The sequence below is a fragment of the Lentibacillus populi genome (genome assembly GCA_014642895.1).
GTDB lineage: Bacteria > Bacillota > Bacilli > Bacillales > Amphibacillaceae > Lentibacillus_C > Lentibacillus_C populi.
This window is the reverse complement of sequence record BMJD01000020.1, coordinates 33,691-56,726: the sequence shown is the minus strand read 5'-3', so window position 1 is coordinate 56,726 and position 23,036 is coordinate 33,691. Positions and strand designations below refer to the sequence as shown.

At 39.3% G+C, this 23,036-nt stretch carries 28 protein-coding genes and 1 pseudogene; 22 read left to right on the top strand and 7 right to left on the bottom strand.

Annotation, left to right across the window (positions count from 1 at the left end):
• Positions 1 to 85 precede the first annotated feature (85 nt).
• The 8 genes from IEX12_RS12905 to aroD all read left to right on the top strand — a co-directional run bounded on the left by IEX12_RS12905 (position 86) and on the right by aroD (position 6,115).
• Positions 86 to 1,156: an SIS domain-containing protein gene (locus tag IEX12_RS12905; RefSeq protein ID WP_200809507.1), complete on the top strand. Its 1,071-nt coding sequence runs from the start codon at positions 86 to 88 to the stop codon at positions 1,154 to 1,156.
• A gap of 34 nt (positions 1,157 to 1,190) precedes the next feature.
• Positions 1,191 to 2,201, top strand: coding sequence for an SIS domain-containing protein (locus tag IEX12_RS12900; RefSeq protein ID WP_088049526.1), 1,011 nt, complete (start codon positions 1,191 to 1,193; stop codon positions 2,199 to 2,201).
• 112 nt (positions 2,202 to 2,313) lie between these two features.
• Positions 2,314 to 2,982: an HAD family hydrolase gene (locus IEX12_RS12895; protein ID WP_188725299.1), complete on the top strand. Its 669-nt coding sequence runs from the start codon at positions 2,314 to 2,316 to the stop codon at positions 2,980 to 2,982.
• Between the two features lie 69 nt (positions 2,983 to 3,051).
• Positions 3,052 to 3,564 (top strand): GNAT family N-acetyltransferase, encoded by a 513-nt coding sequence (locus IEX12_RS12890; RefSeq protein WP_102415597.1) that lies wholly within the window; start codon positions 3,052 to 3,054, stop codon positions 3,562 to 3,564.
• Between the two features lie 14 nt (positions 3,565 to 3,578).
• Positions 3,579 to 4,454 carry a phosphotransferase family protein gene (locus tag IEX12_RS12885; RefSeq protein WP_188725298.1) on the top strand — a complete coding sequence of 292 codons (876 nt, stop codon included), beginning with the start codon at positions 3,579 to 3,581 and terminating at the stop codon, positions 4,452 to 4,454.
• A gap of 12 nt (positions 4,455 to 4,466) precedes the next feature.
• Positions 4,467 to 4,868, top strand: coding sequence for a DnaJ family domain-containing protein (locus IEX12_RS12880; protein ID WP_088049530.1), 402 nt, complete (start codon positions 4,467 to 4,469; stop codon positions 4,866 to 4,868).
• A gap of 15 nt (positions 4,869 to 4,883) precedes the next feature.
• The gene (locus IEX12_RS12875; RefSeq protein WP_308777784.1) at positions 4,884 to 5,150 is read left to right on the top strand and encodes a cupin domain-containing protein; all 267 of its coding nucleotides are present in this window, start codon (positions 4,884 to 4,886) and stop codon (positions 5,148 to 5,150) included.
• A 212-nt stretch (positions 5,151 to 5,362) separates the two neighbouring features.
• Complete coding sequence (gene aroD, locus IEX12_RS12870) at positions 5,363 to 6,115, top strand: type I 3-dehydroquinate dehydratase (RefSeq protein WP_088049532.1); 753 nt, start codon at positions 5,363 to 5,365, stop codon at positions 6,113 to 6,115.
• Between the two features lie 38 nt (positions 6,116 to 6,153).
• Here the strand turns inward: aroD and IEX12_RS12865 are convergent, their stop codons facing one another.
• On the bottom strand, positions 6,154 to 6,693 hold the full coding sequence (locus IEX12_RS12865) for a shikimate kinase (protein ID WP_088049533.1): 540 nt from the start codon (positions 6,691 to 6,693) through the stop codon (positions 6,154 to 6,156).
• Positions 6,694 to 7,104: 411 nt separating this feature from the next.
• Here IEX12_RS12865 and IEX12_RS12860 point away from each other — a divergent pair, with 411 nt between their 5' ends.
• The 5 genes from IEX12_RS12860 to IEX12_RS12840 all read left to right on the top strand — a co-directional run bounded on the left by IEX12_RS12860 (position 7,105) and on the right by IEX12_RS12840 (position 9,109).
• Positions 7,105 to 7,563, top strand: a complete 459-nt coding sequence (locus IEX12_RS12860) for a stage III sporulation protein AH (protein ID WP_088049534.1) — start codon at positions 7,105 to 7,107, stop codon at positions 7,561 to 7,563.
• Between the two features lie 4 nt (positions 7,564 to 7,567).
• Positions 7,568 to 7,972: a VOC family protein gene (locus IEX12_RS12855; RefSeq protein ID WP_088049535.1), complete on the top strand. Its 405-nt coding sequence runs from the start codon at positions 7,568 to 7,570 to the stop codon at positions 7,970 to 7,972.
• Between the two features lie 168 nt (positions 7,973 to 8,140).
• A complete protein-coding gene (locus IEX12_RS12850) occupies positions 8,141 to 8,587 on the top strand; it encodes a GNAT family N-acetyltransferase (RefSeq protein ID WP_308777781.1) in 447 nt (148 codons plus the stop codon).
• A 5-nt stretch (positions 8,588 to 8,592) separates the two neighbouring features.
• Positions 8,593 to 8,742 (top strand): NUDIX hydrolase, encoded by a 150-nt coding sequence (locus IEX12_RS12845; protein ID WP_088049536.1) that lies wholly within the window; start codon positions 8,593 to 8,595, stop codon positions 8,740 to 8,742.
• A 70-nt stretch (positions 8,743 to 8,812) separates the two neighbouring features.
• Positions 8,813 to 9,109, top strand: a complete 297-nt coding sequence (locus IEX12_RS12840) for a hypothetical protein (RefSeq protein ID WP_088050946.1) — start codon at positions 8,813 to 8,815, stop codon at positions 9,107 to 9,109.
• 88 nt (positions 9,110 to 9,197) lie between these two features.
• Here IEX12_RS12840 and IEX12_RS12835 read toward each other — a convergent pair whose 3' ends face one another.
• Complete coding sequence (locus tag IEX12_RS12835; RefSeq protein ID WP_088049537.1) at positions 9,198 to 10,733, bottom strand: DHA2 family efflux MFS transporter permease subunit; 1,536 nt, start codon at positions 10,731 to 10,733, stop codon at positions 9,198 to 9,200.
• Positions 10,734 to 10,900: 167 nt separating this feature from the next.
• Between IEX12_RS12835 and IEX12_RS12830 the strand changes: the two genes are divergently transcribed.
• From IEX12_RS12830 to IEX12_RS12810, 6 genes are all read left to right on the top strand, one after another.
• Positions 10,901 to 11,806 (top strand): TetR/AcrR family transcriptional regulator, encoded by a 906-nt coding sequence (locus IEX12_RS12830; protein WP_159457748.1) that lies wholly within the window; start codon positions 10,901 to 10,903, stop codon positions 11,804 to 11,806.
• A 570-nt stretch (positions 11,807 to 12,376) separates the two neighbouring features.
• Positions 12,377 to 12,805, top strand: coding sequence for a cell wall hydrolase (locus tag IEX12_RS12825; protein ID WP_088049539.1), 429 nt, complete (start codon positions 12,377 to 12,379; stop codon positions 12,803 to 12,805).
• A 233-nt stretch (positions 12,806 to 13,038) separates the two neighbouring features.
• Positions 13,039 to 14,718, top strand: a complete 1,680-nt coding sequence (locus IEX12_RS12820) for an FAD-binding dehydrogenase (RefSeq protein ID WP_286171140.1) — start codon at positions 13,039 to 13,041, stop codon at positions 14,716 to 14,718.
• Between the two features lie 80 nt (positions 14,719 to 14,798).
• Positions 14,799 to 14,918: a small protein YxzF gene (gene yxzF, locus IEX12_RS24020; protein ID WP_503826792.1), complete on the top strand. Its 120-nt coding sequence runs from the start codon at positions 14,799 to 14,801 to the stop codon at positions 14,916 to 14,918.
• Between the two features lie 194 nt (positions 14,919 to 15,112).
• Positions 15,113 to 16,279 carry a TraB/GumN family protein gene (locus IEX12_RS12815; RefSeq protein WP_188725296.1) on the top strand — a complete coding sequence of 389 codons (1,167 nt, stop codon included), beginning with the start codon at positions 15,113 to 15,115 and terminating at the stop codon, positions 16,277 to 16,279.
• Positions 16,280 to 16,323: 44 nt separating this feature from the next.
• The gene (locus tag IEX12_RS12810; protein ID WP_088049542.1) at positions 16,324 to 16,599 is read left to right on the top strand and encodes a hypothetical protein; all 276 of its coding nucleotides are present in this window, start codon (positions 16,324 to 16,326) and stop codon (positions 16,597 to 16,599) included.
• A 202-nt stretch (positions 16,600 to 16,801) separates the two neighbouring features.
• On the opposite strand, the gene IEX12_RS12805 is transcribed toward IEX12_RS12810, so the two are convergent.
• From IEX12_RS12805 to IEX12_RS12790, 4 genes are all read right to left on the bottom strand, one after another.
• Entirely contained in the window at positions 16,802 to 18,154 is a 1,353-nt protein-coding gene (locus IEX12_RS12805; protein ID WP_088049543.1) for a tripartite tricarboxylate transporter permease, read from the bottom strand.
• 2 nt (positions 18,155 to 18,156) lie between these two features.
• A complete protein-coding gene (locus IEX12_RS12800) occupies positions 18,157 to 18,393 on the bottom strand; it encodes a hypothetical protein (RefSeq protein WP_088049544.1) in 237 nt (78 codons plus the stop codon).
• A gap of 92 nt (positions 18,394 to 18,485) precedes the next feature.
• Positions 18,486 to 19,751 (bottom strand): hydroxymethylglutaryl-CoA reductase, degradative, encoded by a 1,266-nt coding sequence (locus IEX12_RS12795; protein WP_088049545.1) that lies wholly within the window; start codon positions 19,749 to 19,751, stop codon positions 18,486 to 18,488.
• A 353-nt stretch (positions 19,752 to 20,104) separates the two neighbouring features.
• The gene (locus IEX12_RS12790) at positions 20,105 to 20,287 is read right to left on the bottom strand and encodes a YjzC family protein (RefSeq protein ID WP_088049546.1); all 183 of its coding nucleotides are present in this window, start codon (positions 20,285 to 20,287) and stop codon (positions 20,105 to 20,107) included.
• Positions 20,288 to 20,626: 339 nt separating this feature from the next.
• Here IEX12_RS12790 and IEX12_RS12785 point away from each other — a divergent pair, with 339 nt between their 5' ends.
• Both IEX12_RS12785 and IEX12_RS12780 read left to right on the top strand, forming a co-directional pair.
• Positions 20,627 to 20,842: a YdbC family protein gene (locus tag IEX12_RS12785; RefSeq protein ID WP_088049547.1), complete on the top strand. Its 216-nt coding sequence runs from the start codon at positions 20,627 to 20,629 to the stop codon at positions 20,840 to 20,842.
• 4 nt (positions 20,843 to 20,846) lie between these two features.
• Positions 20,847 to 21,372 (top strand): annotated as a pseudogene (locus IEX12_RS12780) (hypothetical protein).
• A 51-nt stretch (positions 21,373 to 21,423) separates the two neighbouring features.
• Here IEX12_RS12780 and IEX12_RS12775 read toward each other — a convergent pair.
• Positions 21,424 to 21,585: a hypothetical protein gene (locus IEX12_RS12775; RefSeq protein WP_188725295.1), complete on the bottom strand. Its 162-nt coding sequence runs from the start codon at positions 21,583 to 21,585 to the stop codon at positions 21,424 to 21,426.
• Between the two features lie 462 nt (positions 21,586 to 22,047).
• On the opposite strand from IEX12_RS12775, the gene proC reads away from it, so the two are divergent.
• Positions 22,048 to 22,890 (top strand): pyrroline-5-carboxylate reductase, encoded by an 843-nt coding sequence (gene proC, locus IEX12_RS12770; RefSeq protein ID WP_088049548.1) that lies wholly within the window; start codon positions 22,048 to 22,050, stop codon positions 22,888 to 22,890.
• Positions 22,891 to 23,036 lie beyond the last annotated feature (146 nt).

Below are 23,036 nucleotides of genomic sequence, written 5' to 3'. Positions count from 1 at the left end.
TGGTTTGAAAGATAGAAAAAATGCTGGATTCTCCTGTGTATGCAGGGGAGCTTCAGGATTTTAAATAAGCAGGGTGGTGTTGAAGTTGAAAGAGACGATGATGGATTATATTAATGAACAAGGAAAAACATGCAAGGACATCATGGGCAAATACGAGGAAAATCTCGAATCGTTTAAACAGGTTATTGATAGGAAGCGGCCCAAAAACTGGCTTATCCTTGCAACGGGATCAAGTTTGAATGCAACTCTAAGTGCCAAGTATTATATGGAAAAGGTTGCCGGTGTATCCATAGATGTGATAGAACCGTTCACGTTTGTGCATTATGAAAAGTTGAAATCAACGACAGATTTTATTCTGGCCATTTCACAGAGCGGGCATAGCTCTTCAACCATTGAAGCATTGAAAAAAGCAAATACGACCGGGAATATCCCTACTGCTGTCTTAACAGCAAATTTGAATAGTCCGATTACAAACGATGCGGATTTGGTCATTGATATTGGCTGTGGGATAGAAAAGGTTGGCTATGTTACCAAAGGGTTTTCAGCTACTGTTTTAACATTGATGCTGATGGGGCTTGTTTCAGGGAATGCGCTTGGAAGCCTGACTGCAGAGGAGGAATTGCAGGAAATAGCAGAATTTAATACTGCAATTGAGAAAATACCGTATGTTATTGAACGATCGGAGAGCTTTTACCGTCAATTTGCCGAGGAATTAAATCGAATTCCACGCTTTGCAACGATTGGTTATGGACCGACAGTCGGAACGGCAAAAGAGAGTGAAACGAAATTTACCGAAACTGTTCGCGTTCCAACGCAAGGATTTGAATTGGAAGCATTTATGCATGGTCCATATCTGGAAGTGGACGAATCATATGGAATAGTCTTTATCCAGACAAAGAGTCAGCATTCGGAAAGAGCTGAAAAGCTAAAAGCCTATTTCTCGAAATACACGGATCATTGCTTTTCCATCACTACCGGGACGGAAGATAATGAAAAAACGATGTCAGTCGGAATTGAACTTGATGAATTTAAGAGCACTTTGTTGCTGGTCATCCCTTTTCAGATCCTTGCATATCGAATTACCTCAGGCAGAGGAATAGATATTGAAAAAGATATTTTTGTAGATTTCGATGAGGTTCTAAAAAGTAAAATATAACAAACTAAACCAAACATCTTAGGGGGAAAATAACATGTTGAAATTTGACGAACAATTATATTTGAAAGATGGAAAAACTACCTATGAAACACGTGGGAAAATAGAACAAATTGCGGATGAGATTTCAAAGGAAGGATATAAAAACATATTCTTTATTTCAGTAGGCGGTTCCATTGCCATTATGTTACCTGTTGTAGAAATGCTTAAACAATTAACAGATGTACCAATATACGCTGAGCAGGCAGCTGAAGTTGTCCTTACAGGTCATCGGCAATTAACAAAGGATTCCATTGTTATTATGTCTTCAAAATCTGGTGACACAAAAGAAACGGTACGTGCTGCAGAATGGTGCAAGGAAAATGGATATCGCGTTGTTTCCCTTGTTGGTACTCCAGATGCACCTTTGGAGAAATTGAGTCGCTGGGTCATTCCAAATAGAGCAAAAGACGGCGTTGAGTTTGAGTACATGGAATTGTTCATGCTAGTATTCAGACTTCTCGCCAACCGGAACGAGTTTCCGAAATATAACCAATTTGCTGATCAATTGGAAAAACTACCTGAAAATCTAGTAAAAGCCAAACAAAAATTTGAACCAATTGCAGACGAAATTGCCAAAAACTATTACAATGAACCATATAATATTTGGGTCGGCGATGGCGAAATGTGGGGAGAAGTTTATCTCTTTTCCATGTGTGTTGTGGAAGAAATGCAATGGATTCGCACAAAAGCAGTATCATCTTCGGAATTTTTCCATGGGACGCTCGAATTGGTTAGTGATAATGTACCTGTTTTCCTTGTGAAAGGGGAGGGGAAACGTCGTGTGCTTGATGAGCGCGTTGAAAAGTTCTGTAAGCAATACACGAAAAAACTAGTAGTAATTGATACAAAAGACTATGAATTAGAAGGAATTGACGATGATTTCCGCTGGATATTGGCGCCAACAATTTCAACAACTTTATTAGTTGATCGACTGGCATTCCATTATGAAAAATATACAGGTCACGATTTAGATATCCGCCGTTACTATCGTCAATTCGACTATTAAGCACGAAACATTATGATATAATTCAAGGCAGAGAGTTTCTTCTCTGCCATTTTAAATGGGCTCTCAAAGCTGGATAAAATGCAGGGGAAGCACTGTAAATGGAGGTTGGATAATGAAAGATGTAAAGCTGGTAATATTTGATATGGACGGGTTATTATTTGATACGGAACGGACTTCCTTTAAAGCGATGAGTAAATCGATGGAAGCTGCCGGGTTTGATTTTCCAATAGAAACATATAAACGTATGATTGGTATCAGCGATCAAGGCAGTGAGGAAATAATCAGAGAAATATGTGGAAAGAAGTCTCTGATCGATCAAATTTTTAAGGGGTATGATCAGGAATTTAAAAATATATTGGAAACTGAAGGTATTATAATGAAAACCGGGGTGGAAAAACTGCTCGATAACTTGGATGAAAACAGTGTGAGAAAATGTATCGCCTCGTCAAGTAGCAGGGAAACGATTAAAAAGTATTTAACGATGACAGGATTAATGGAGCGATTTGATTTTTATGTAAGCGGCCAAGAAGTAGAAAATGGGAAACCGGCACCGGATGTTTTTTTGGAAGCGTGCCGACGGGCCAATGTACCGCCCGAGCTGGCACTGATTTTGGAAGATTCACTACATGGATTGCGGGCAGCGGTTAAAGCGGATATCCCGTGTATCATTGTTCCAGATTTAATTGAAGCAAATGACGAGATGCAAAAGGATGCTTACCAAGTCGTTTCCAATTTAGAAGAAGTAATTGATGTGATGAATGGATTAACCGGATCCAAGTAAAACAGAATTTGAGTGGAGATCGTTGTTGGAGCAAGCTTGAACTAAAAATTATAAAAGGGAGTTGGAGGCATGCTGGTCAGAAAAGCTGTGGTTGCTGATGCTGGTGCAATTGCCAGCGTACATGTAGACAGCTGGCGAACGACATATAAAGATATTTTTCCGCAGGAGTTTTTAAATAAGCTATCATGTGACGAGCGGGCGGAGCGGTGGGAACGAAATATTGCCGAACAACACGTGTTTGTTGCGGAGAATAACCAAGGGGAAATTGTTGGTTTTTCGACTGGAGGGAAAGAAAGAACAGGAAGATATGAAAATTATACTGGTGAATTATATGCGATTTATATTTTGGAAGCGTATCAGGGTAAGGGACTTGGTAAGCTGCTCGTTAAACCAGTAGTAGAGGTGCTTAAGAAATTGCAGATCAGTTCGATGCTGGTTTGGGTGTTGGAAGAAAATAATGCCAGTAATTTTTACAAAGCAATTGGCGGAAAAAGGGTAGATGCAAAAGAAGAAAAGATTGCCGGAAAAAGGTTTACAGAGATTGCCTATGGCTGGGATAATATTAACACGATTCCTACGTAAATGGAGGTGTTATCATGTTAGCGGCCTACATTGACCGAATTAAGCAGGTTTATCCAGAATTGAGGATTCAGGACGTTGAAATTAATGAGATAGGTCAAAATAACTCTGTTTTCATTATTAACCAATCCTTTGTATTTCGCTTTCCAAAATATAAAGCTGGAATAGATCGATTGTTAGATGAAACAAAAATTTTGGAGTTAGTAAGAGGCTATAGTTCACAACCAATCCCTGAGCCAATCTATCAATCGTTTGATGAACTGGAAGTACGAAAAGTATTTGTGGGATACCCAATGATCCCGGGGCTTCCGATGTGGAATGAGCAGTTAAAGCAGATTGGTAGTGATCTTGAACAGAAGAAACTGTCATTGCAGCTGGTGAATTTTCTCATCCAACTGCATGCTGTTTCGGAAAAAGAAGTGAAAAAGCTTTTACCGAGCCAGTCCATCGATTTAAAAGAGGAATATGAAAATATGTATAAACGAATTCAAATGAAACTCTTTTGCTACATGCACACTGATGCAAAAGCAGAAGTTTCAGCACTGTTTGAGGATTTCTTTGCTGCAATTGATGAGTTTCGCTTTACACCAACGTTAATTCATGGCGATTTTGGTGCATCCAATATTTTATGGGATCCTGCCAAGATGGAGATAACGGGAATCATTGATTTCGGTGGTTCCGGATTAGGTGATCCAGCATATGATTTTGCCGGTATTTTAGCAAGCTACGGACACGACTTCTTTGCAAGATGTATTGATTTATATCCGAATGGCGATAAAGTTGCAAATCGGGCAGTTTTTTATCAAAAAACATTCGCATTGCAGGAAGCGTTGCACGGTGTGGAGAATAATGATAATGAAGCACTTGTGAATGGTTTGAAAAAATATAGGTGAGCGGGTGATGGAATGTGTAAAGATGATGGTTCACAAAAGGATGCCAAGAAGCAGGAAACAGAAATAAAGGAACGGTTTGAATATACCGATCATTTATCGGAAATTGTCAGAAAGGCGGAAAGAGACGGGCAGTTCGATAATTTGCCTGGCAAAGGAAAACCGCTAAAGCTGGATAACAATTATTTCAGCAGCACGTACAAACAGTTTAACAAGACATTAAAGGATAACCATGTACTGCCAAAATGGGTAGAATTAAATAAGGAAATTGACGGGTTAAAGGAAAAGCTTGCAAGTGCAGAGGGCGGGGAGATTCGTAAATTAATCAAGGAAATGAATAAGAAAATTAAAGCTTATAATTATGCCTGTCCGCCGTCATTGCAAAAAAATAAGGTTGATGAGCGGGATTACTTATGACAGGGGCGCGGTATTGTGGAGATTTTCCGGATTTTTAAGGAAACGGGCATTAGGATTACTGAGTTTAATTCGAATTTCATCATGAACCGAATACTTAAAACGGATTTGCCAATGCAAATTGGGTATGTACATCTGGAGAAAAATGGAGTTATTGGATATCATCAGGCTACAGTGCCGCAATTGTTGATTGTACTGGATGGAAAGGGGAAGGTGCGCGGAGAAAATGAGGAGTTTTTAAACATACAGAAAGGCAACGCCGTTTTTTGGAGTAAAGACGAATGACATGAAACTATAACGGAGCAAGGGTTGATAGCCATTATTATGGAAGGAGAGGGGTTGAAACCTTTGTTTTCTGCGGGTAACATTGATACTTGACAGACAGAAGCGTTCCCGGGTAGCCAAAATCGGTCTCAGGAAATGACAGTTTAATCGTTAAAGTCTTTGATTAACAAACAACAAAGGAACATTCCACTATAATACGAGGAGATAAGAAAATGAAATTATTCCAGAATAAAAAAATCCCCTACATATGTACCCCTTTAACCGGTAAAAACAAGGAAGAAATAACGGAAGAATTAAGGATAATTCTTCCTAAAAAACCTGATTTAGTCGAATGGAGGGCCGATTTCCTGGAAGGGATCGAGGATGAAGAATATGTTTTATCAATTGCGGACATAATTTCAACCGCTAGTGATATCCCGATTCTTATTACTATTCGCTCGGAAAAGGAAGGTGGCGAAAAAATACCACTTACCGAAGAAGAGAAAGTTAATCTATTAAGTAAAATATGTAAAAGTACAATGGCGGAAATGGTCGATTTCGAGGCATCTAATGCCCCCGACCATATTATGCAGTTAAGAAAGCTATCAACAGAATATAATAAACAGTTGATTTTATCCTATCATAACTTTGATCGTACTCCATCTAATAGAGAGATGATGGAGCATATGTCACGTACTGCATCTTTTGGTGCAGATGTTGCAAAAATTGCGGTAATGCCAAAAAGCAAAGAGGATGTATTACGATTATTGGAATTTACTAAACAGGCTGATGATGCTTTAGACATTCCGATTGTAAGTATGTCGATGGGGAAAATGGGAAGCTTAAGCAGAATTATGGGCTGGGCTTATGGGTCGGTTATTACGTTTAGTGTAGGGAAGGAAAGTTCTGCACCGGGTCAGGTGCCGATCGAAAAACTAAGAAGTTTGATAAGATCCACACAAGAGATTGTGGGGGAATGGGGTTAGAAATTGCCGACCGGTTATGTTAGTCGGCAATTAATCGTTTAATTCTCCGGCAACTCTATTAAGTTTATGATTTGTTTAGCAACTTCTTCTTCAGTAAAGCCATCCGTCATTACATTTGAATGGTGGTCAGCATAGGTCTTTTTTCGTTCGTGGAATAAAGCCTCAACCTCTTCCATTGTTTTATTTTGTAAAAGGGGCCGGCTTTCTATTAATGTTCCGAAGCGGTCTTTCCAGTACTCCCAGGAAATGTCAAGGTGGAAAACGATGCAATTCTGAAGACAGGCATCCCTTATTTCTTTTTGCATAAATGCCCCGCCGCCTAACGAGATGATTTTACCACGTTGATTTGCGAAACAAATGACGGTTTCCTTTTCTTTTTCCCGGAATTTTTTTTCACCGATAGTTTTAAAGATTTCTGTAGTTGGCATTTGATATTCTCTTTCAATTTCTTCATCAATATCGATGAAGGATCGGTTTAGTTTATCAGCGAGCAATTGACCGACAGTTGTTTTTCCTACACCCATAAAACCAATTAGTACAATGCTTTTTTCTCCGATTGGAGTTTTATTGTTTGTCATAAATTAGCGTCCTTTAAAATAGTTTTAATAATTATAATATATGGTAATAAATTTGTCCAAATGTGATTGAAAGAATGGATACTTCAGATTATAATCTAATAACACATATACTTGCCATTAGAGGGAGGCATCATACTATTGGCTTACTGCGTTAAGCAATTACATTTTTAGCTATTTAGCGGGTCTTTCGATCAGGCAGTTAACGGTTGGATTAACCTTTATGTTTGTTGCAATATGGTTTCATATAATCAAAAACAGATGGGATGTTGTAATCGGGTTTACTGTTTCTGGAATAATCCTTGGTTTTTTATGATTACCTTTATCGATGATTATTGGTTGTTTTACCCTTTTTATATTTTTAATAATTATTGAAAAAGCCGAGTGAAATGGAAAAGGGAATGGGGGCTTCTTATGATAATTAACTTCCTGGAAGATGTGAAGAATGAATCATATGAAAAATTGATTGATTTAGCTTTTTCTGCCAGTGATATGTTTATACTGGTAGTCAGAAAAGATATGGGGTCAACTAAGGAATTTGACCACGTGCTTGAGGAATTGAGTAGTTCTCTAATAAAAAGGAAAAAACAAAAAGAATGGCCAAGTACAAAGTTATTGGGTTGGGGAAAGTGGGCATACGTATATTATTATCGAACGGATGACCACGCCAAACAAGTTATTAAAAAAGTATCCAAATCATTATATTCCTGGGAACAGCATAATTTGCCAGAGGATTTGTCCTTTTTCATAGAAGGAAAGCCCTGGCTGGTTAATATTGCACATGAATCAGAAGCTTATATCGACACGGATGATAGATATTTACTAGGTGAAATTAAAAATATTGATGGAATCGCATTTGAAATTGAGGAGTGAAATAATGGAATTTAATGATTTTTCAGTAGCGCAAATTAGAGTTGCTAGACCAACTGACAAATTTGAAGAAGTAATTAATTTTTACGAAAACGGAATAGGACTGCCCCGTTTGACCGATTTTGCTGGCCACCGGGGATATAAAGGGGTAATTTATGGACTCCCTGGTTCTTCCTATCACCTCGAATTTACTACACATGAAAATGGAAGCCCGTGCCCAGCACCAACCGAAGATAACTTACTAGTTTTCTATATTCCGGATAAAGCTCAAGTTGATAGAATTGTTGCGAGACTGTTTCGGATGGGATATGAAGAAGTGGCACCAGAAAATCCTTATTGGGAAGAGAAAGGTATTACGATTGAAGATCCTGATGGCTGGAGAGTTGTACTTAGGAATACAAGCGGGATATAAAGTGGGTTTGAAGGTTTTATAAATGTTCATAGAAAGAATGGAGGAGCGAAGTTAAATGTCATTTCCAACACTCGAATCAGCGAGGCTAAATTTAGTTGAAAAGGTCACCAACATCAACAAAGTTTTTTCGATATTATGTCTAGGGACGACGTAACGGAATATTACGGAATGGAAAGTTTGCATAGCGAAGAGGAAGCGCAACAAATAATTAATCATTTCCGGGAAAATTATAAAAGCGAGCGTGGGATTCGCTGGGGTATGGTGTTAAAAAACACACAAGAATTTATTGGAACGGTCGGTTTAAACAATCTGAACATTAAAGGAAAAAAAGCAGAAATAGGTTTTGAGCTGCATCCTTCTTATTGGCAGAAGGGGTATGTAACAGAAGCGGTTAATGAAGTATTAGGATACTCTTTTATAGATTTGGAGTTATACCGGATAGGAGCAGTGACGTTCCCTGATAACACAGCTTCAAATAATCTGCTGAAAAAAATCGGTTTTGTATTTGAAGGGAAATTAAGAGGCTACTTATACCAAAATAAACAGTCTCATGATGCATTAATATGTTCGATGTTAAATACGGAATGGAAAAAGAAAATTTTGAAGGGGAAATAGAATGGATGAAAAAGTGGTTTGGTTCTGCTGGTGTTTGTGTGAATGAAAATGGTCAAATCCTTATGGTGAAACAGGGGAGGCCAGAGGAGAGAAAGCTTTGGTCCGTCCCTTCTGGTGGTGTAGAGTTGGTTGAGAGCTTTGATAAATGGAGGTAGAGTTCAACAAAAAACAATTCGATTACATATGTTGTTAAAAGAAATATTAAGTGAGAAACGGTGTGTAAACATGAGAATTTTCCTGGAATTACTTCGAATCATTTTCATTTTTATCCTGCTTGGTGGTTTAGCGTGGTTGCTGATAGGTGAGATATATACAGAAAAAAATGTCCAAAAGTATCAATGGCTTGGTGCAATTGGGATTTATATGTTGCTCTATCTGTTATATAAAAATAGATTGCAATTTTCCGGCTGGTATAAGGGGGCAGGAAGAAAGAAGTTGCCAAAGAAAGTATCGTGGATATTAATTTGCTTGGCCCTGTCATTACTAATCTTGCCATTAATTATTGGAGCAGCCATGAATTGATACCCAATATGAGTTAATCTAAAAATACAAAACCCCAAACGCGGAAGTAACCACAACCGACGTTTGGGGTTTTATATCTGCTTTTATTCTACTCCGTTACCACTTCTGATGGCTTAACAACTGTTTCATCCACATGTTTATCTGCATGATGAGGTTTTACTCGCTTAATAAAAAATGCTAATACAAGCGCAATTACCGCAATCAGTGTAGAGATGAAAAAGGTAAAGTTGATTCCATCTAGCATTGCCTCATTTAGAAGCTGTTGTTTCATTTCAGCTGCTGCTTGTGCGGATTGCTGTGCAGCGCTTGGATCCATATTTGCCATCGCATTGGCTGCCAATTCTTCAGCTTTTGATTCTGTACGATTGTTCATCACAGTAATTAACAAGGCAGAACCGATAGCGCCGGAAACTTGTTGTAATGTGTTATTCATAGCAGTCCCGTGCGGATTGTCTTTCATCGGCAGCTGGTTCAAACCATTTGTCATAACAGGCATCATTACCATGGACATTCCAAACATACGGAATGTATAAAGTAATACAAGATTCGTATAGGAGGTATCCATATTTATCCGACTAAAATAATACGTCGTTACAATCGTAATCGTTAAACCAATGACAGCCAGTGTGCGTGCACCATATTTATCAAAAAGTCTACCTGTAATTGGCGACATAATCCCCATCACGATCGCACCCGGAAGCATAAGCAAACCGGATTCCATTGGGGAAATTCCGCGAATGGTTTGCACATATATTGGCATTAAAATCATCGCGGAGAACATGGCAATCGCTATTACAATTGCGATTGCGGATGATAGAGCAAACATTGGATATTTGAAAATCCGGAACTCCAGCATTGGGTCGTCCATCCGCAACTGACGTAAGGTAAAAACAATTAATGCAATTGCTCCAGCTGCTATCGTTCCATATACAAGGGGGTTATCCCAGCCCTTGTCTCCAGCAGAACTGAAGCCATAAAGCAGGCCGCCGAAACCGATACTGGATAAGACGATCGATAGAATATCCAGTTTTATCGCACGTTGTGGTGTAATATTTTTCAATTTAAACACAGATAGAACAAGTGTTAAAATGGAAAATGGCAATACAATATCGAATAGCGTTCTCCAGCTGTAGTGCTCAACAATCCAGCCGGATAGCGTTGGTCCTAATGCTGGTGCTACAATCATGACGAGTCCGAATGTCCCCATCGCGGTCCCTCTTTTTTCAACCGGAAAGGCTGTCAGCATCACATTCATTAACAAAGGCATCATAATTGCAGAACCCGAAGCCTGAATCATCCGTGCTGCAAGAAGTACACCAAATGTCGGAGCCAGACTGGCAAGTAAGGTACCAGCAGTGAACAAAGCCATTGCTGTAATAAACAATTGTTTGTTTGTAAAACGCAGAATTAGAAATGCGCTTGCGGGAATTAAGATCCCATTGATTAGCATATAACCCGTCGATAGCCATTGAACGGCTGTAGCATTAACATCAAATTCTTCCATAATGGATGGAAGTGCAACATTTAAAAGTGTCTCATTCAAAATGGCGACAAAGGCACCAATAAATAAGATGATGATCATGCCATAGGGGGCTTTATTCTGGATAGAATTGGTTTCAGACATTTTGTTTTCCTTCTTTCAGTATTTAAATTAAGCATAGAATATATTCTATACCGTCAGTCTAGTTTTTGCAACATAAAAATTCAATTAAGTAATATTTGTTGATATATATGCGTTATAGAGCTATTTTAATAGTAGACCACTATTATAAAAAAGGTGATATGATGAGCTTGAGAAAAAAACAAATCATTGATGCTGCACACCATTTATTTATCGAAAAAGGGTTTGCATCTACTTCGATACAGGATATTTTGGAGGAGGCACAGGTAGCAAAAGGAACGTTTTATAATTACTTCACATCGAAAAATGAATGCCTAATGGCGATATTGGAGTTTGTAGAAGAAGAGGGTGATCAAAAACGGAGAGAGCTTGCTCATGGAAAGAAAAAAGATGATGAGAAAGTTTTCGTTGCCCAAATAGCTGTCCGCATGAATATGAACCGGGAGCACAATATCATGGCACTCTTTACTTCTGTTTCCTTTTCAGATGATATTGATTTACAGATCTTTTTAAAAGAACAACATGCTGCGGAGCTACAATGGATAGCGAGAAGATTGACCGAAATTTTTAAGGTTGATACAAATCGGTATGCTCTTGATCATGCAACGATCCTCCTTGGTATGGTTCATCAGCTTATGCATGTCTGGAAGCTGGGAACGAACGAAGCGATCGCCTCAGAAGATGTGATTCAGTTTGCACTTGATCGCTTAAAACCAATGATTAAGGAACAATTGCAAAGCGGCAATGTATTTTTTCCCGAAAATTGGCTCGGTATGTCAATGAGTTGTGAGAACTTTGATGTATTTGATGTATCAGAAACAAAAAAACACGTCATCGCTCAACTGGAAAAGCTTATTAAAAAAATGGATCGGAATAAACAGGATGATTCAAAAAAAATGGAATACATTCGGTTTTTACAGAACGAGCTGCAAGCGGATAAACCCCGCCTCTTTTTGTTGGAAAGTGTACTTATCTCATTAGGAAAGGCTTGTGAACAATCAATCGAAGAACATAATGTAAGACAAATTAGTAAAATGGTGTGGGTTTTAATTAAGAGGCTTGAGGCAGGCAAGTAAGTAGGAGATCCTGTACGCCGTGAATACAGCGAGAAATTATTAGCGATATAATTTCTCTCTAATGCTCTCCAATTAATTCAGGCTGTTTTTTATATCCACTACTTCAACATAACAACTTACCTCTGTGTTGATCCGTTTTGATGGTGTAAAGGTGACCGATCCTTATTCACTAGAGGTAAAGCTTTGATTGATAACCCCTTTTATATTTAAGGTTGCAGCGACCTTTTCGACAGTGACATCGTAAGCCAAGGAAACTTCTTCCGCCTTTCCCCCTATCTGCATAGAAAACTTCTGTTCATAGTTTTATTTGTATCAAAGCATTCATACGTATTCAAACTATTTTATTTTGTAGAATGTCCCCTAATGCTTGTCAGAATTCGCAAATTTAATAAACGCTTGCACCTACTCGAGAAATATCCATAGACTGTATTGTGTAAAAAAGGGCAGAAGTACACACCGGAAACTTCTGTAAGGCTGAGGTTCTCAACTTTCCGACAGCTGAATCGATTGGTTGTTGATATGGATAATCCGCAACATTAATAAAGATGAAACAAAAATGGAGGTGGAGTCATGGCCGTTGTGAGAGCTACAGAAAAGGACATTGACCTTTTAGCGAGATTGCTTAGGGCGGAGGCTGAAGGGGAAGGAAAACTCGGTATGCTGCTTGTCGGTAACGTTGGCATTAACCGGGTAAGGGCTAATTGTTCAGATTTTACGGGTTTACGCAGCATCCGGGATATGGTTTTCCAGCCGCATGCGTTTGAGGCTACTATTCATGGCTATTTTTATCAAAGAGCCCGGGAGGTCGATAAACGGTTAGCGCGCAGAGTAATAGACGGATACAGTCATTGGCCGGCAAAATACAGTTTGTGGTATTTTAGACCAGAAGGTGACTGCCCGCCAACTTGGTATGATCAGCCACTTGTAGGGCGTTATAAGCTGCACTGTTTCTATGAGCCAACAGGTGAAGAGTGTGAAGCGGTTTACCATACGTTTTAACCGGTTATGGCGCCTTTCGTTTGCAGAAGGCGCCATACTGATTTAACTACCTATTTATTATACAATTCATTTATATTTTAAGACCATTCATCCTCTAAACACAGGTAAAATGTACCGGTAAAAGTAAATACAATTCTTTTTTAAAAAGGGAAATGCCAGCTTATGTTGAATTATAGTAATAAGGATTTTGAAGAGAATGTGTTTAAAGCACAACATTGACGGAAGTCCGTGCGATATCGACAAAGGGGGATATTTTCATGGAATATGACGTAATTGTAATCGGTGCTGGTCTTGCCGGTCTGACAGCGACGGCAGAAATAGCTGATGCTGGTAAAAAAGTTTTGCTGCTTGACCAAGAACCCGAAAGCTCGTTTGGTGGCCAGGCATGGTGGTCGTTCGGTGGTCTATTTCTAGTCGATTCCCCGGAACAGCGCAGGATGGGGATAAAGGATTCAAAAGAATTGGCATGGCAGGATTGGCTGGGTACGGCTGGCTTTGATCGAGAAGAAGATGAGGATTATTGGGGGAGAAAATGGGCAGAAGCATACGTGGATTTTGCCGCTGGGGAAAAACGTGCCTGGTTACATGAGATGGGTGTTCGGATTTTTCCGGTTGTTGGCTGGGCAGAGCGGGGTGGTTATCTAGCAGAAGGTCATGGAAACTCCGTACCTCGCTTCCATATCGTTTGGGGGACAGGTCCGGGAATTGTTGCGCCATTTGAACGACGTGTTCGGGAGCATATAAAGAACGGAATCGTTACATACAAACCCCGTCATCGTGTTGATCAGCTAATAACAAATAACGATGCAATTGTTGGTGCGAGTGGCTCTGTTCTTGCTCTAAGCACCGTTGAACGCGGCGAGAAAAGTTCCAGAGAAATAGTGGATGACTTTGAATATCGGTCTCAGACAGTAATTGTTTCCAGTGGTGGTATTGGCGCTAGTTTTGATCTGATTCGAAAAAATTGGCCAAGTCGTCTTGGTAAGGCCCCGAAAAGAATGATTTCCGGTGTTCCTGCACATGTTGATGGCCGAATGCTGGAGATTACCGAAGAAGCAGGCGGCCGAATCGTTAACCGGGATCGGATGTGGCATTACACAGAAGGAATTAAAAACTGGAATCCCGTTTGGCCTAACCATGGTATTCGAATACTTCCCGGTCCGTCATCTATTTGGCTTGATGCAGAAGGAAATCGCTTCCCGGCACCTAATTTTCCCGGATTTGATACATTGGGTACACTGGAAGCGATCCAAAAGACTGGCTACGATTATTCCTGGTTCATTTTAACGCAAAAAATTATTGAACGGGAATTTGCTCTTTCCGGTTCCGAGCAAAATCCCGATTTAACAGAACAAAGTATCAAAAAAGTATTTAGCAGGATTTTACCAGGTGCACCATCTCCTGTGCAAGCGTTTATGGATAAAGGGGAAGACTTTGTAATAGCTGACAATATTGATAACCTTGTGATCGGGATGAACAAACTAATCGGTGAAAAACGATTAAAGGCTGAGCATGTTGAACGGCAGATTTTGGCAAGAGACAGGGAAATGGATAATCCATTTACGAAGGATTTGCAAATAACTGCAATGCGTGGTGCCCGTCATTACCTAGGTGATAAATTAATTCGTGTTGCAGCCCCGCACAAAATACTAGATCGGAAAAACGGTCCACTTTTCGCTGTTAAGCTAAATATTTTAAGTCGTAAAACGCTCGGCGGATTACAAACGGATCTATCGGGCAGTGTTTTGAATGATTCTGGGGCAGCCATACCTGGTCTTTATGCAGCCGGAGAAGTTGCTGGATTCGGTGGCGGGGGTGTTCATGGCTACCGTTCACTGGAAGGTACATTTATCGGCGGCTGTCTTTTTACCGGCCGCGAGACAGGCAGGGCTGTTGCGGAAAGAGTAGGATAACACAAGAATGAGCTGAAGTATATTTGTTTAATTTTTTCCATTTTGAGGGACTATAACTATTACAGGTTTTTAATTTCAAGATGGAGGAGATTAGAATCGGACGTTTACTAAGAAGGCTGATTAAGTATGGGCCAATTATTTATCCTATCATTCGTAAATTTATTGCCAAAAGACGCCGGAGAAATGATTATAAAAGCTAAACTGGTATCCAGAGTCAGTTTAGCTTTTAATGTTAGTGTATGCTGAGTTGTTAAATAAAGACTGATCTTCAGGAAGCTCACTATAAAAAGCATGTGAAAAGATAGAAATTAATTCTATTTTCGTCCGATCTGGTTTATCATTATATAATAGAAGAAATATTGTTTGTTATGCTGGGAGTAAAAGGAAGGTAGCCATGTCGGAGGAAAATATTACAAGACTGTATTTAGACGATAAAGAATATATACTTATTGGGACAGCCCATGTTTCAAAGCATAGCGCAGAACAGGTGAAGGAAGTCATTGAACAGGAAAAACCGGACTCAGTTTGTATTGAATTGGACGAACAACGCTATCAATCGATTGTCGATGGAAATAAGTGGCAGGAAACAGATATTTTTAAGGTTATTAAAGAAAAGAAAGCAACATTACTTTTAATGAATCTTGCCATATCATCGTTTCAAAGACGAATGGCAAAGCAATTCGGAATCAATCCTGGTCAGGAAATGATTCAGGGAATAAAATCAGCAGAAGCGACTGGTGCTAACCTTGTATTAGCAGACAGAAATATCCAGATAACCTTTTCCCGCATTTGGGGAGGAATCGGACTAAAAGGGAAAGCCACCCTGCTCATGCAAGTTATTGGCAGTATTTTTAGTAAGGAAAGTATTACTGAAGAAGAACTGGAAAGGATGAAGTCACAGGATACGATCAATACCATCTTAAGTGAATTCACCGAGAGCTTTCCAAGGTTAAAAACGCCATTGATTGATGAACGTGATCAATATCTAGCACAGAAAATCAAAGAAGCACCAGGTAAAAAGGTTGTAGCTGTACTCGGAGCGGCACATGTTCCCGGAATAAAAAAAGAAATTAAGAAGGATCATGATTTGGAGCGTTTATCAGAGCGTCCACCTAAATCCAAGGTGCCCAAAATTATCGGCTGGTCAATCCCTGTTCTAATCATTGCACTTATTGCATATACCTTTTTTGCTAACCCGTCAGCTGGATGGCAGCAGACGATCAGTTGGGTTATATGGAATGGGTCCCTTTCAGCACTTGGGGTGGTAATCGCATTAGGACATCCACTTGCCATTATTACTGCTTTTATAGCGGCGCCAATCACGTCGTTGAATCCGCTAATTGCCGCGGGATGGTTTGCTGGAATTGTCCAAGCCTTTATCCGCAGGCCTAACGTTAGAGACTTTGAAAACCTTTCGGAAGATGTTTTTAGTGTGAAGGGCTTTTGGCATAATAAAGTAACCCGAATTCTCTTGATTGTTGTTTTAGCTAATATAGGAAGCTCATTGGGAACCTTTATCGGCGGTGCTGATGTTATTCGGTTGTTTTTCCAGAATATGTAGTCATGACTCGGAAACAACTTATGTTACCTAATTGGAGGAATTTGATGGATCCGATAGCTGTTCAAACGTACACCGTAGTAGAAAGAGAAGTAAACAGTGTAGAAAAAAAGGAACGTAAACAAGAGAATAAAATGTATTTATATCAAGATCGAATTGTAACGGCAAAAAATGAGTTCCCTGTCCATCAAGTACTGGACGTATCGTTTAGAAAAATGGGAGACCAAGGCGGACTTCTGTATTTACATACCATTAAAGGTTTGTATAGCTTTATGGTGAAGTCATCTCCAAACGAATTTATTGAGGCATTTAGGGGGTATTAATGATCTGGTGTAGGGAAGTATCTTGGATACAAGCAACAAAACATTTTGTTATTTTAGATTATTCGGCAAGGCCATCCAGATTAATAAACCATATTTCTTTTCCAGACTGAAACGAAGTTCACATTTTTTGGAACATCAAACGGAATATAAACCTATTGGTTGTGATACGAACAGTGCCAGGCTCTGTTCGTATCAACAGCACTTAACTTAACACCCCTAAAAGCCAAGGGGCAGCATATAATATCATAAACAGCACCCCATAATTTACTCCGTTTTTATGAAGCAGGCCGGAAACAAGTGCAACTAAAATCGTCCCGAATATATTGAGCCATCCAGCATCCATATAGGCAAGCATCACAACGAGGCCGGCGAAAAGTCCAATTAGGGCTTCATGTGGTATGTATTTAAATACAAAAGCGCAAATTTGGCTCGCATATTTGATGGTTACATAAAATGTTATTAATAATGCGATAACAGCACCAATAATCGTTGCCGTCATAATCTCACCCATCGAAAGTAGATGATGAATATTATGCTCTGGTGTAAAGACGGGTGGTGCATTAAATAATCCCGCAGCAGGTCCGATCGCCATAGGTGACAATGGCAGTCCAATCGCAATTAACGGTATTAAGGTTCCCGAAATATAGGAAGCATTTGTTAAACCATCCATCGTCGAAATTGCTCTTGATGCGCGCTGAACGGGATCCTTCACATGTCTCGTTAAAAATTCCCCCAAAAATACCGTCATGCCTACCGGGGAGAGAAAAAATGTAACAGATCCGATAAAGCTGCCTAATGCAGATGTTGCGGATTCTTTTTTCGTTAAAATTTTAAAAGGATTGGGAATGCCTTTTTCCTTTTCCGATTCCTTAAACGTGATTTCCTTATTCCCTAATCTAGGCTGGTTACTACGATATTCTTTATTTAGCAGCTCAAATAGTTTAAATGCAATTGGGCCAATCGTAATTCCTAAGAAAAAAGAAATAAAAACAGTACTATCATCAGGGATAATATCCAGGCCCCAGTATAAGTGGCGTAAACCTTGAATAAGTAAGGCAAATGGGATGATAATGGCTAATGATAAGACTTTATTTTTTGTCATTAATGCCAGGAATACGGCTCCTAAGAAAAAGATTAAGCCCGCATACTGACTAATCCTATCGGCATAGGGCAGAATCAAATTGGCAATCAGGAAGCTTGCAGGAATAGAAATGATTGTGCCAATGACGGAACCGGAAGACATTTTTTTTATACTAACATCCGGCAGCCCATATGACTTTAATACCATCGCATGCTCTACCATTGGAGCAGCCATGACGCCTCCCGGGATGCCTGCGATAGCGACGGGAATCGAGTCGGTCAATTTTTTAGCTACAATGGCCGAAATGAAAAAGGCTAGAATAACATATGGTGATATCCCTGTAAGGGCGAGTGCAATTGTTACAGGAGCAAGTACTGCCGTTTCATCGGTCCCTGGCGCGATTCCGATCAGTGTGTACAGGACAGCACCGCCAATACTTGCTAAAATCATCTGAATGATAATTAACATATCCAAGACTAATCATCTCCTTTCACCTTTGTAATATTTCGTTTCGGTTTAATGATAATACTGCTGATGATAAACCCAAGTACTCCTCCCGATAGACCAAAAAGTAAAGGCTGAGTAGAGTTGTCTGGAGCTAAAATGTAGCCGCCAAGTGCAAGGCCAATGCAAAGGATCATGGAAATACCAAGATCTTTGATTTTTACATTGTCCCCCCAGATGTCGACGTACCCTTTATCTTCTTCCTTCATCGGTAACACCTCCCTCATTCCATTATACTGTATAACAGATGTGGATGATGATCAAAAGTAAGGTGAATGATAGAGTCATAGTTTGCTATATGTTATTGCTTTTGGATTAATTGTACAAATCGCTTAATATCATCAAAGCGAAATTTTTCATGCTTTGTTGCAAGTTCAACGACTTGATCCGTTTCGTTTTCGTTTGCCCCCGCCATCGCAGCCATATTCCTGGCGTGCAATTTCATGTGGCCCTTTTGAATACCTTCACTAACAAGTGCTTTTATAGCTGCAAAATTTTGGGCTAACCCTGTTGAGGCAATAATTGCTGCCAGTCTTTCAGCAGTTTCGGCCTGCAAAATTTTTGTTGCTAACTTGGCTACAGGGTGTGACTGTGTTGCACCACCGATTAGTCCAACGGCTAATGGAAGCTCAATTGTACCAATGATTGAATTGTTTTCTCCTAATTCCCATTGGGTTAAGGAACGATATCTTCCTGAGAAGGCAGCATAGGCATGTGCTCCAGCTTCAATTGCTCTCGTATCATTTCCAGTTGCCAGTACAACGGCAGAGATACCATTCATAATTCCTTTGTTATGAGTTGCTGCTCTGTATGGATCGACAAGTGCCAGCTGATGTGCACTTATAAATTTTTTTAAAGTCTCCTGATTATCCTGAAATGGAGCTTCGAATATTGCCCGTGCCCTGACGATTCGCTGATCCGCAAGGTTGGATAAAATTTTTAGAACAACATTCCCGCCTGTTATGTTTTCGATTAGTGGGGCAGTCGCTTCAGCCATTGTATTTACTGCATTGGCTCCCATTGCATCCTTTGTATCCACCAATAAATGCACAACAACCATTTTTTGACCATCTTCACCTTGGATAATCTGTACATCTAAATCTTTTGCACCACCACCAAACGAAACTAGTGTTTGATCTTGCTCATTACAAAGCTGGATGATTTCCTCCTTATGTTCATATATCCGAGCCAAGGCACCATAAGGGTCCCGCAAGTTGATAATTTGGATTTGCCCACGCATAATGGAACCCGTATAGGAAGTAGTGAATCCGCCTGTATGATAAGTTAACTTTGCAGCATGGCTGGCAGCGGCGACGACGGATGGTTCTTCGGTTGCCATAGGAACAAAACAGTCTTTCCCATCCACTTTGAAATTAACCGCAATGCCAAGTGGGACCGGCAAGTAACCAATCACATTTTCAATCATTCGATCTGCGTTTTGTGTGGTAAATCCCTGTTCCCCTCTGATTATTTTTACTTCGTCATCTGTTAATTTTAAAAGGGACGCTAATTTGCTTAGTCGCTTTTCCGGGGTTAATTTATAAAATCCGGAAATAAATGATGTCATGATGAATCCTCCTTAAAGATGTTTTATGGTTGTATGAAAGGTTGATGCTAATTCCTGTTAAAAGAATACGCTTACAGAAAGTGTATTAAATTTTTGCAACATCCACTTAAATCAACAAAGTTTAATAAAATTCAACATTGTTGAAAACAGTATATAATGAAAATTCCAACTATGTCAATATGATTTTTGAAAATAAGTTTTACATTTACCTTGATTGTAGATTGTAGATATCGAAAGAGAAGAAAGCCGGCTTCAGTGTAACGGTGGCTGATGGTCATTATTTGCAGATTTCCAGAGGAACTATCTCCGATTAGTAATTGAAAAACGAACAGTGACGGGCACTGTTCGTTTTTTTACTGTTCTTTATTTTCGTATGTCCAAACGCGGTCATGGTTCGAGTTTTGCGGAAACTTCTCGCCAGCTTTAAGCTTGATGATTTTCGGATCATTTACATTGTTTCCTGTTTCCCCAATTTCACGATAGATACCGTTATTTGGTGCTTTTTGTCCAAAGCGAAAGTGACTGTACTCACCCATGTTGTTTCACTCCTTATTTTTTTCTTATTATGGCTATTTATCAATTGTCCATTCAGGATAAATGGTACATAAGTCAAGGAAGGTTAGCTACGAATGAATAGTGTTACTTGTAATGACGCACAATGTCTTCCAATGTTTTTTTGATTTAATAGTATTTTTATTTTTTGCTATGAATAATGGAAAATAGAGGACTTTTAATTGTGGAAATTGTAAAATGTTATATAAAATGAGTATTTTTCTTTGTTTTGAAGTAACAAAAAGGTATTTTCCTTATTTGCATAAAATGAAAGACTCTCTATAATGGACTATAATCATAAAAAATAACAAGGGGAAATAAATATGGCAGATTTAAAATATGAGATTCTCAAAACAGTTGCCGTACTTTCTGAATCACCAAAAGGTTGGACAAAGGAGCTTAATCTCATTAGCTGGAATGGGCGCGATCCGAAATATGATATTAGAGACTGGGCTCCAAATAAAGAAAAGATGGGAAAAGGTGTTACACTGACTGAAGAAGAGCTGGCAAATTTAAAGAAAGCTTTGGCAGACCAATAGTAGAATACAATCTCATTTCGATGATCTCGAATCTAACAATAAGGACGTTCAGTATGAGGCATACAAAACTATTCTCGCTGTTACCGAGAAAAAGTGGACTGGGCTTACGATGTGCGGGATCGGCTAAAGGGGGATTTGACAGCTCCAGATAACCATAAAAGATCAAGGGCAGCACAGTTCTTGCTAATTTGGCAATAAGCGATTCTGAAAATAGAATGCTTTCCGATTTCCCTGCATTATGGGAAGTTACCAAGGATAAAAAGGTTGTTACTGCCAGACATAGTTTACAATCCATCTGGAAGGTCGGTCTTGCAGGTGAAGAGCAAAAGGAGATGGTTGTGAATTATCTGGTGGATCGGTTTAAAAATTGTGTTCAAGAAACAAATTACATTCGCTTTGACATCATTCAGGGCCTGGAAAATTTATATGATTATGTACAAAACGCGTTTATCAGGAATACAGCTTTGGATTTGATTGAAACCGAAGAATTGAACAAGTATCGAAAAAAATATAAGTCTGTTTGGAAATAAGTTGAAGCATGTAGAGGGGGCACAAAACGCCCCCTGTCTTTCCCGGATCATTCAACGATCTTCATGTTTCCATGTAGTTTCTTCACCACTAATTGGACAGACAGGAAAACTATCATTTTCATTAAACTTAACTCGTTCACCAGATTGGCAAATGTATTCGCCTTTTGCCGGTACCCCTTGACCAGTTCGATATTCTCGCGTTTGTTTTTCCATTTTTGAACTGCCTCCATTGTAGTTTGATGTCATTTAGTTTGTTTTAAAAAGGAAAAAATATACTTATAGAAGATGGGAGAAGTTGTTTTGAAAAGTGAACAAATTAACCATTATTTCAAAACTGCTTTTGTTCTTAGCCAAAATTTTGGGGTTTACAGATGCATAGAATGTATTTAATTATTAGCAATGCAGGAGCAGCATCATTTTAATATCGTTAAAAAAATAATGGTGAAACTGCGTAAGGCATTTGTATAAGACTCTATCGTCATATATACCGATATTCCGGAATTAAATCGGTTGTGACTTGATTTACTATTCCTTTGCATCCAATGGTACCGTTTTCCCTCATTAATTGATTCAAATGCACATTAATTTGCGGTTCTCCCTTGAAAGATTATGTACAGATGTTATCCTACATAATGTTGTATATGTAAGATAGACTAATCAACGGGAGAGATTTACATGTTAAACCAAAAAACAATTGCATTTTTAGGGGCTGGCTCCATGGCGGAGGCGATGATTTCCGGCATGATTAAAACGGATAAAGTGCCAGTTAACCAAATCATTGTTACAAATAAAGGTAATCAGGATCGCTTAAATAGGATGGAAGATAAATATAGAGTAAGAACAGTTACGTTTTCGGAAATGCCATTCAGGGAAGCAGACTTCGTTATTTTGGCAATGAAGCCCAAGGGAGCAGAGGAAACTCTTGCTACCATTAAAGATCTGCTCCGCCCCGATCAGGTCGTTATTTCTGTATTGGCAGGTATATCCACCTCCTATATGGAAGAGCGTTTAAATGCTGGTCAGAAAGTAATAAGGGTAATGCCGAATACGTCTAGTATGATCCAGGAATCGGCAACAGCAATGTCACTTGGAACGGATACCAATGATAGTGATAGTAGGATGGTTAAAGAACTGCTATCGGTAATGGGAAAAGTATACGTAATTGAGGAAGAACAAATGGATATTTTTACGGGGCTTGCCGGAAGTGGACCTGCTTACTTCTATTATCTAATAGAACAAATGGAGAATATCGGAAAGGTAAGTGGAATGGATGGTAAAATGGCACGGAAAATCGCCGCACAAACGCTTTATGGTGCTGCAAAAATGATTATGGATCGTGATGAATCACCGGCTGAGTTACGGAAAAAGGTAACATCCCCAAATGGTACTACCGCGGCAGGCTTAGAAGCGCTTAAAAAGTATCATGGCGGCGAAGCTATTTCACAAGCTGTAAGTCACGCGACAAATCGTTCAAGGGAAATTAGTGAAGAGATTGATCGTGTATTGATTCCTTCTTAAGCCCTTTATCGTTAGTGTTGCACCAAACGAATCTGGATTCATGGGGATGAACCGTATGACACCCTTGGGAAAAATTATCACCACACCATTCTTGGAACCCAAAGTGGGAACAAATTGAAAAAATGGTGCATCCGGTTGGACGGTAA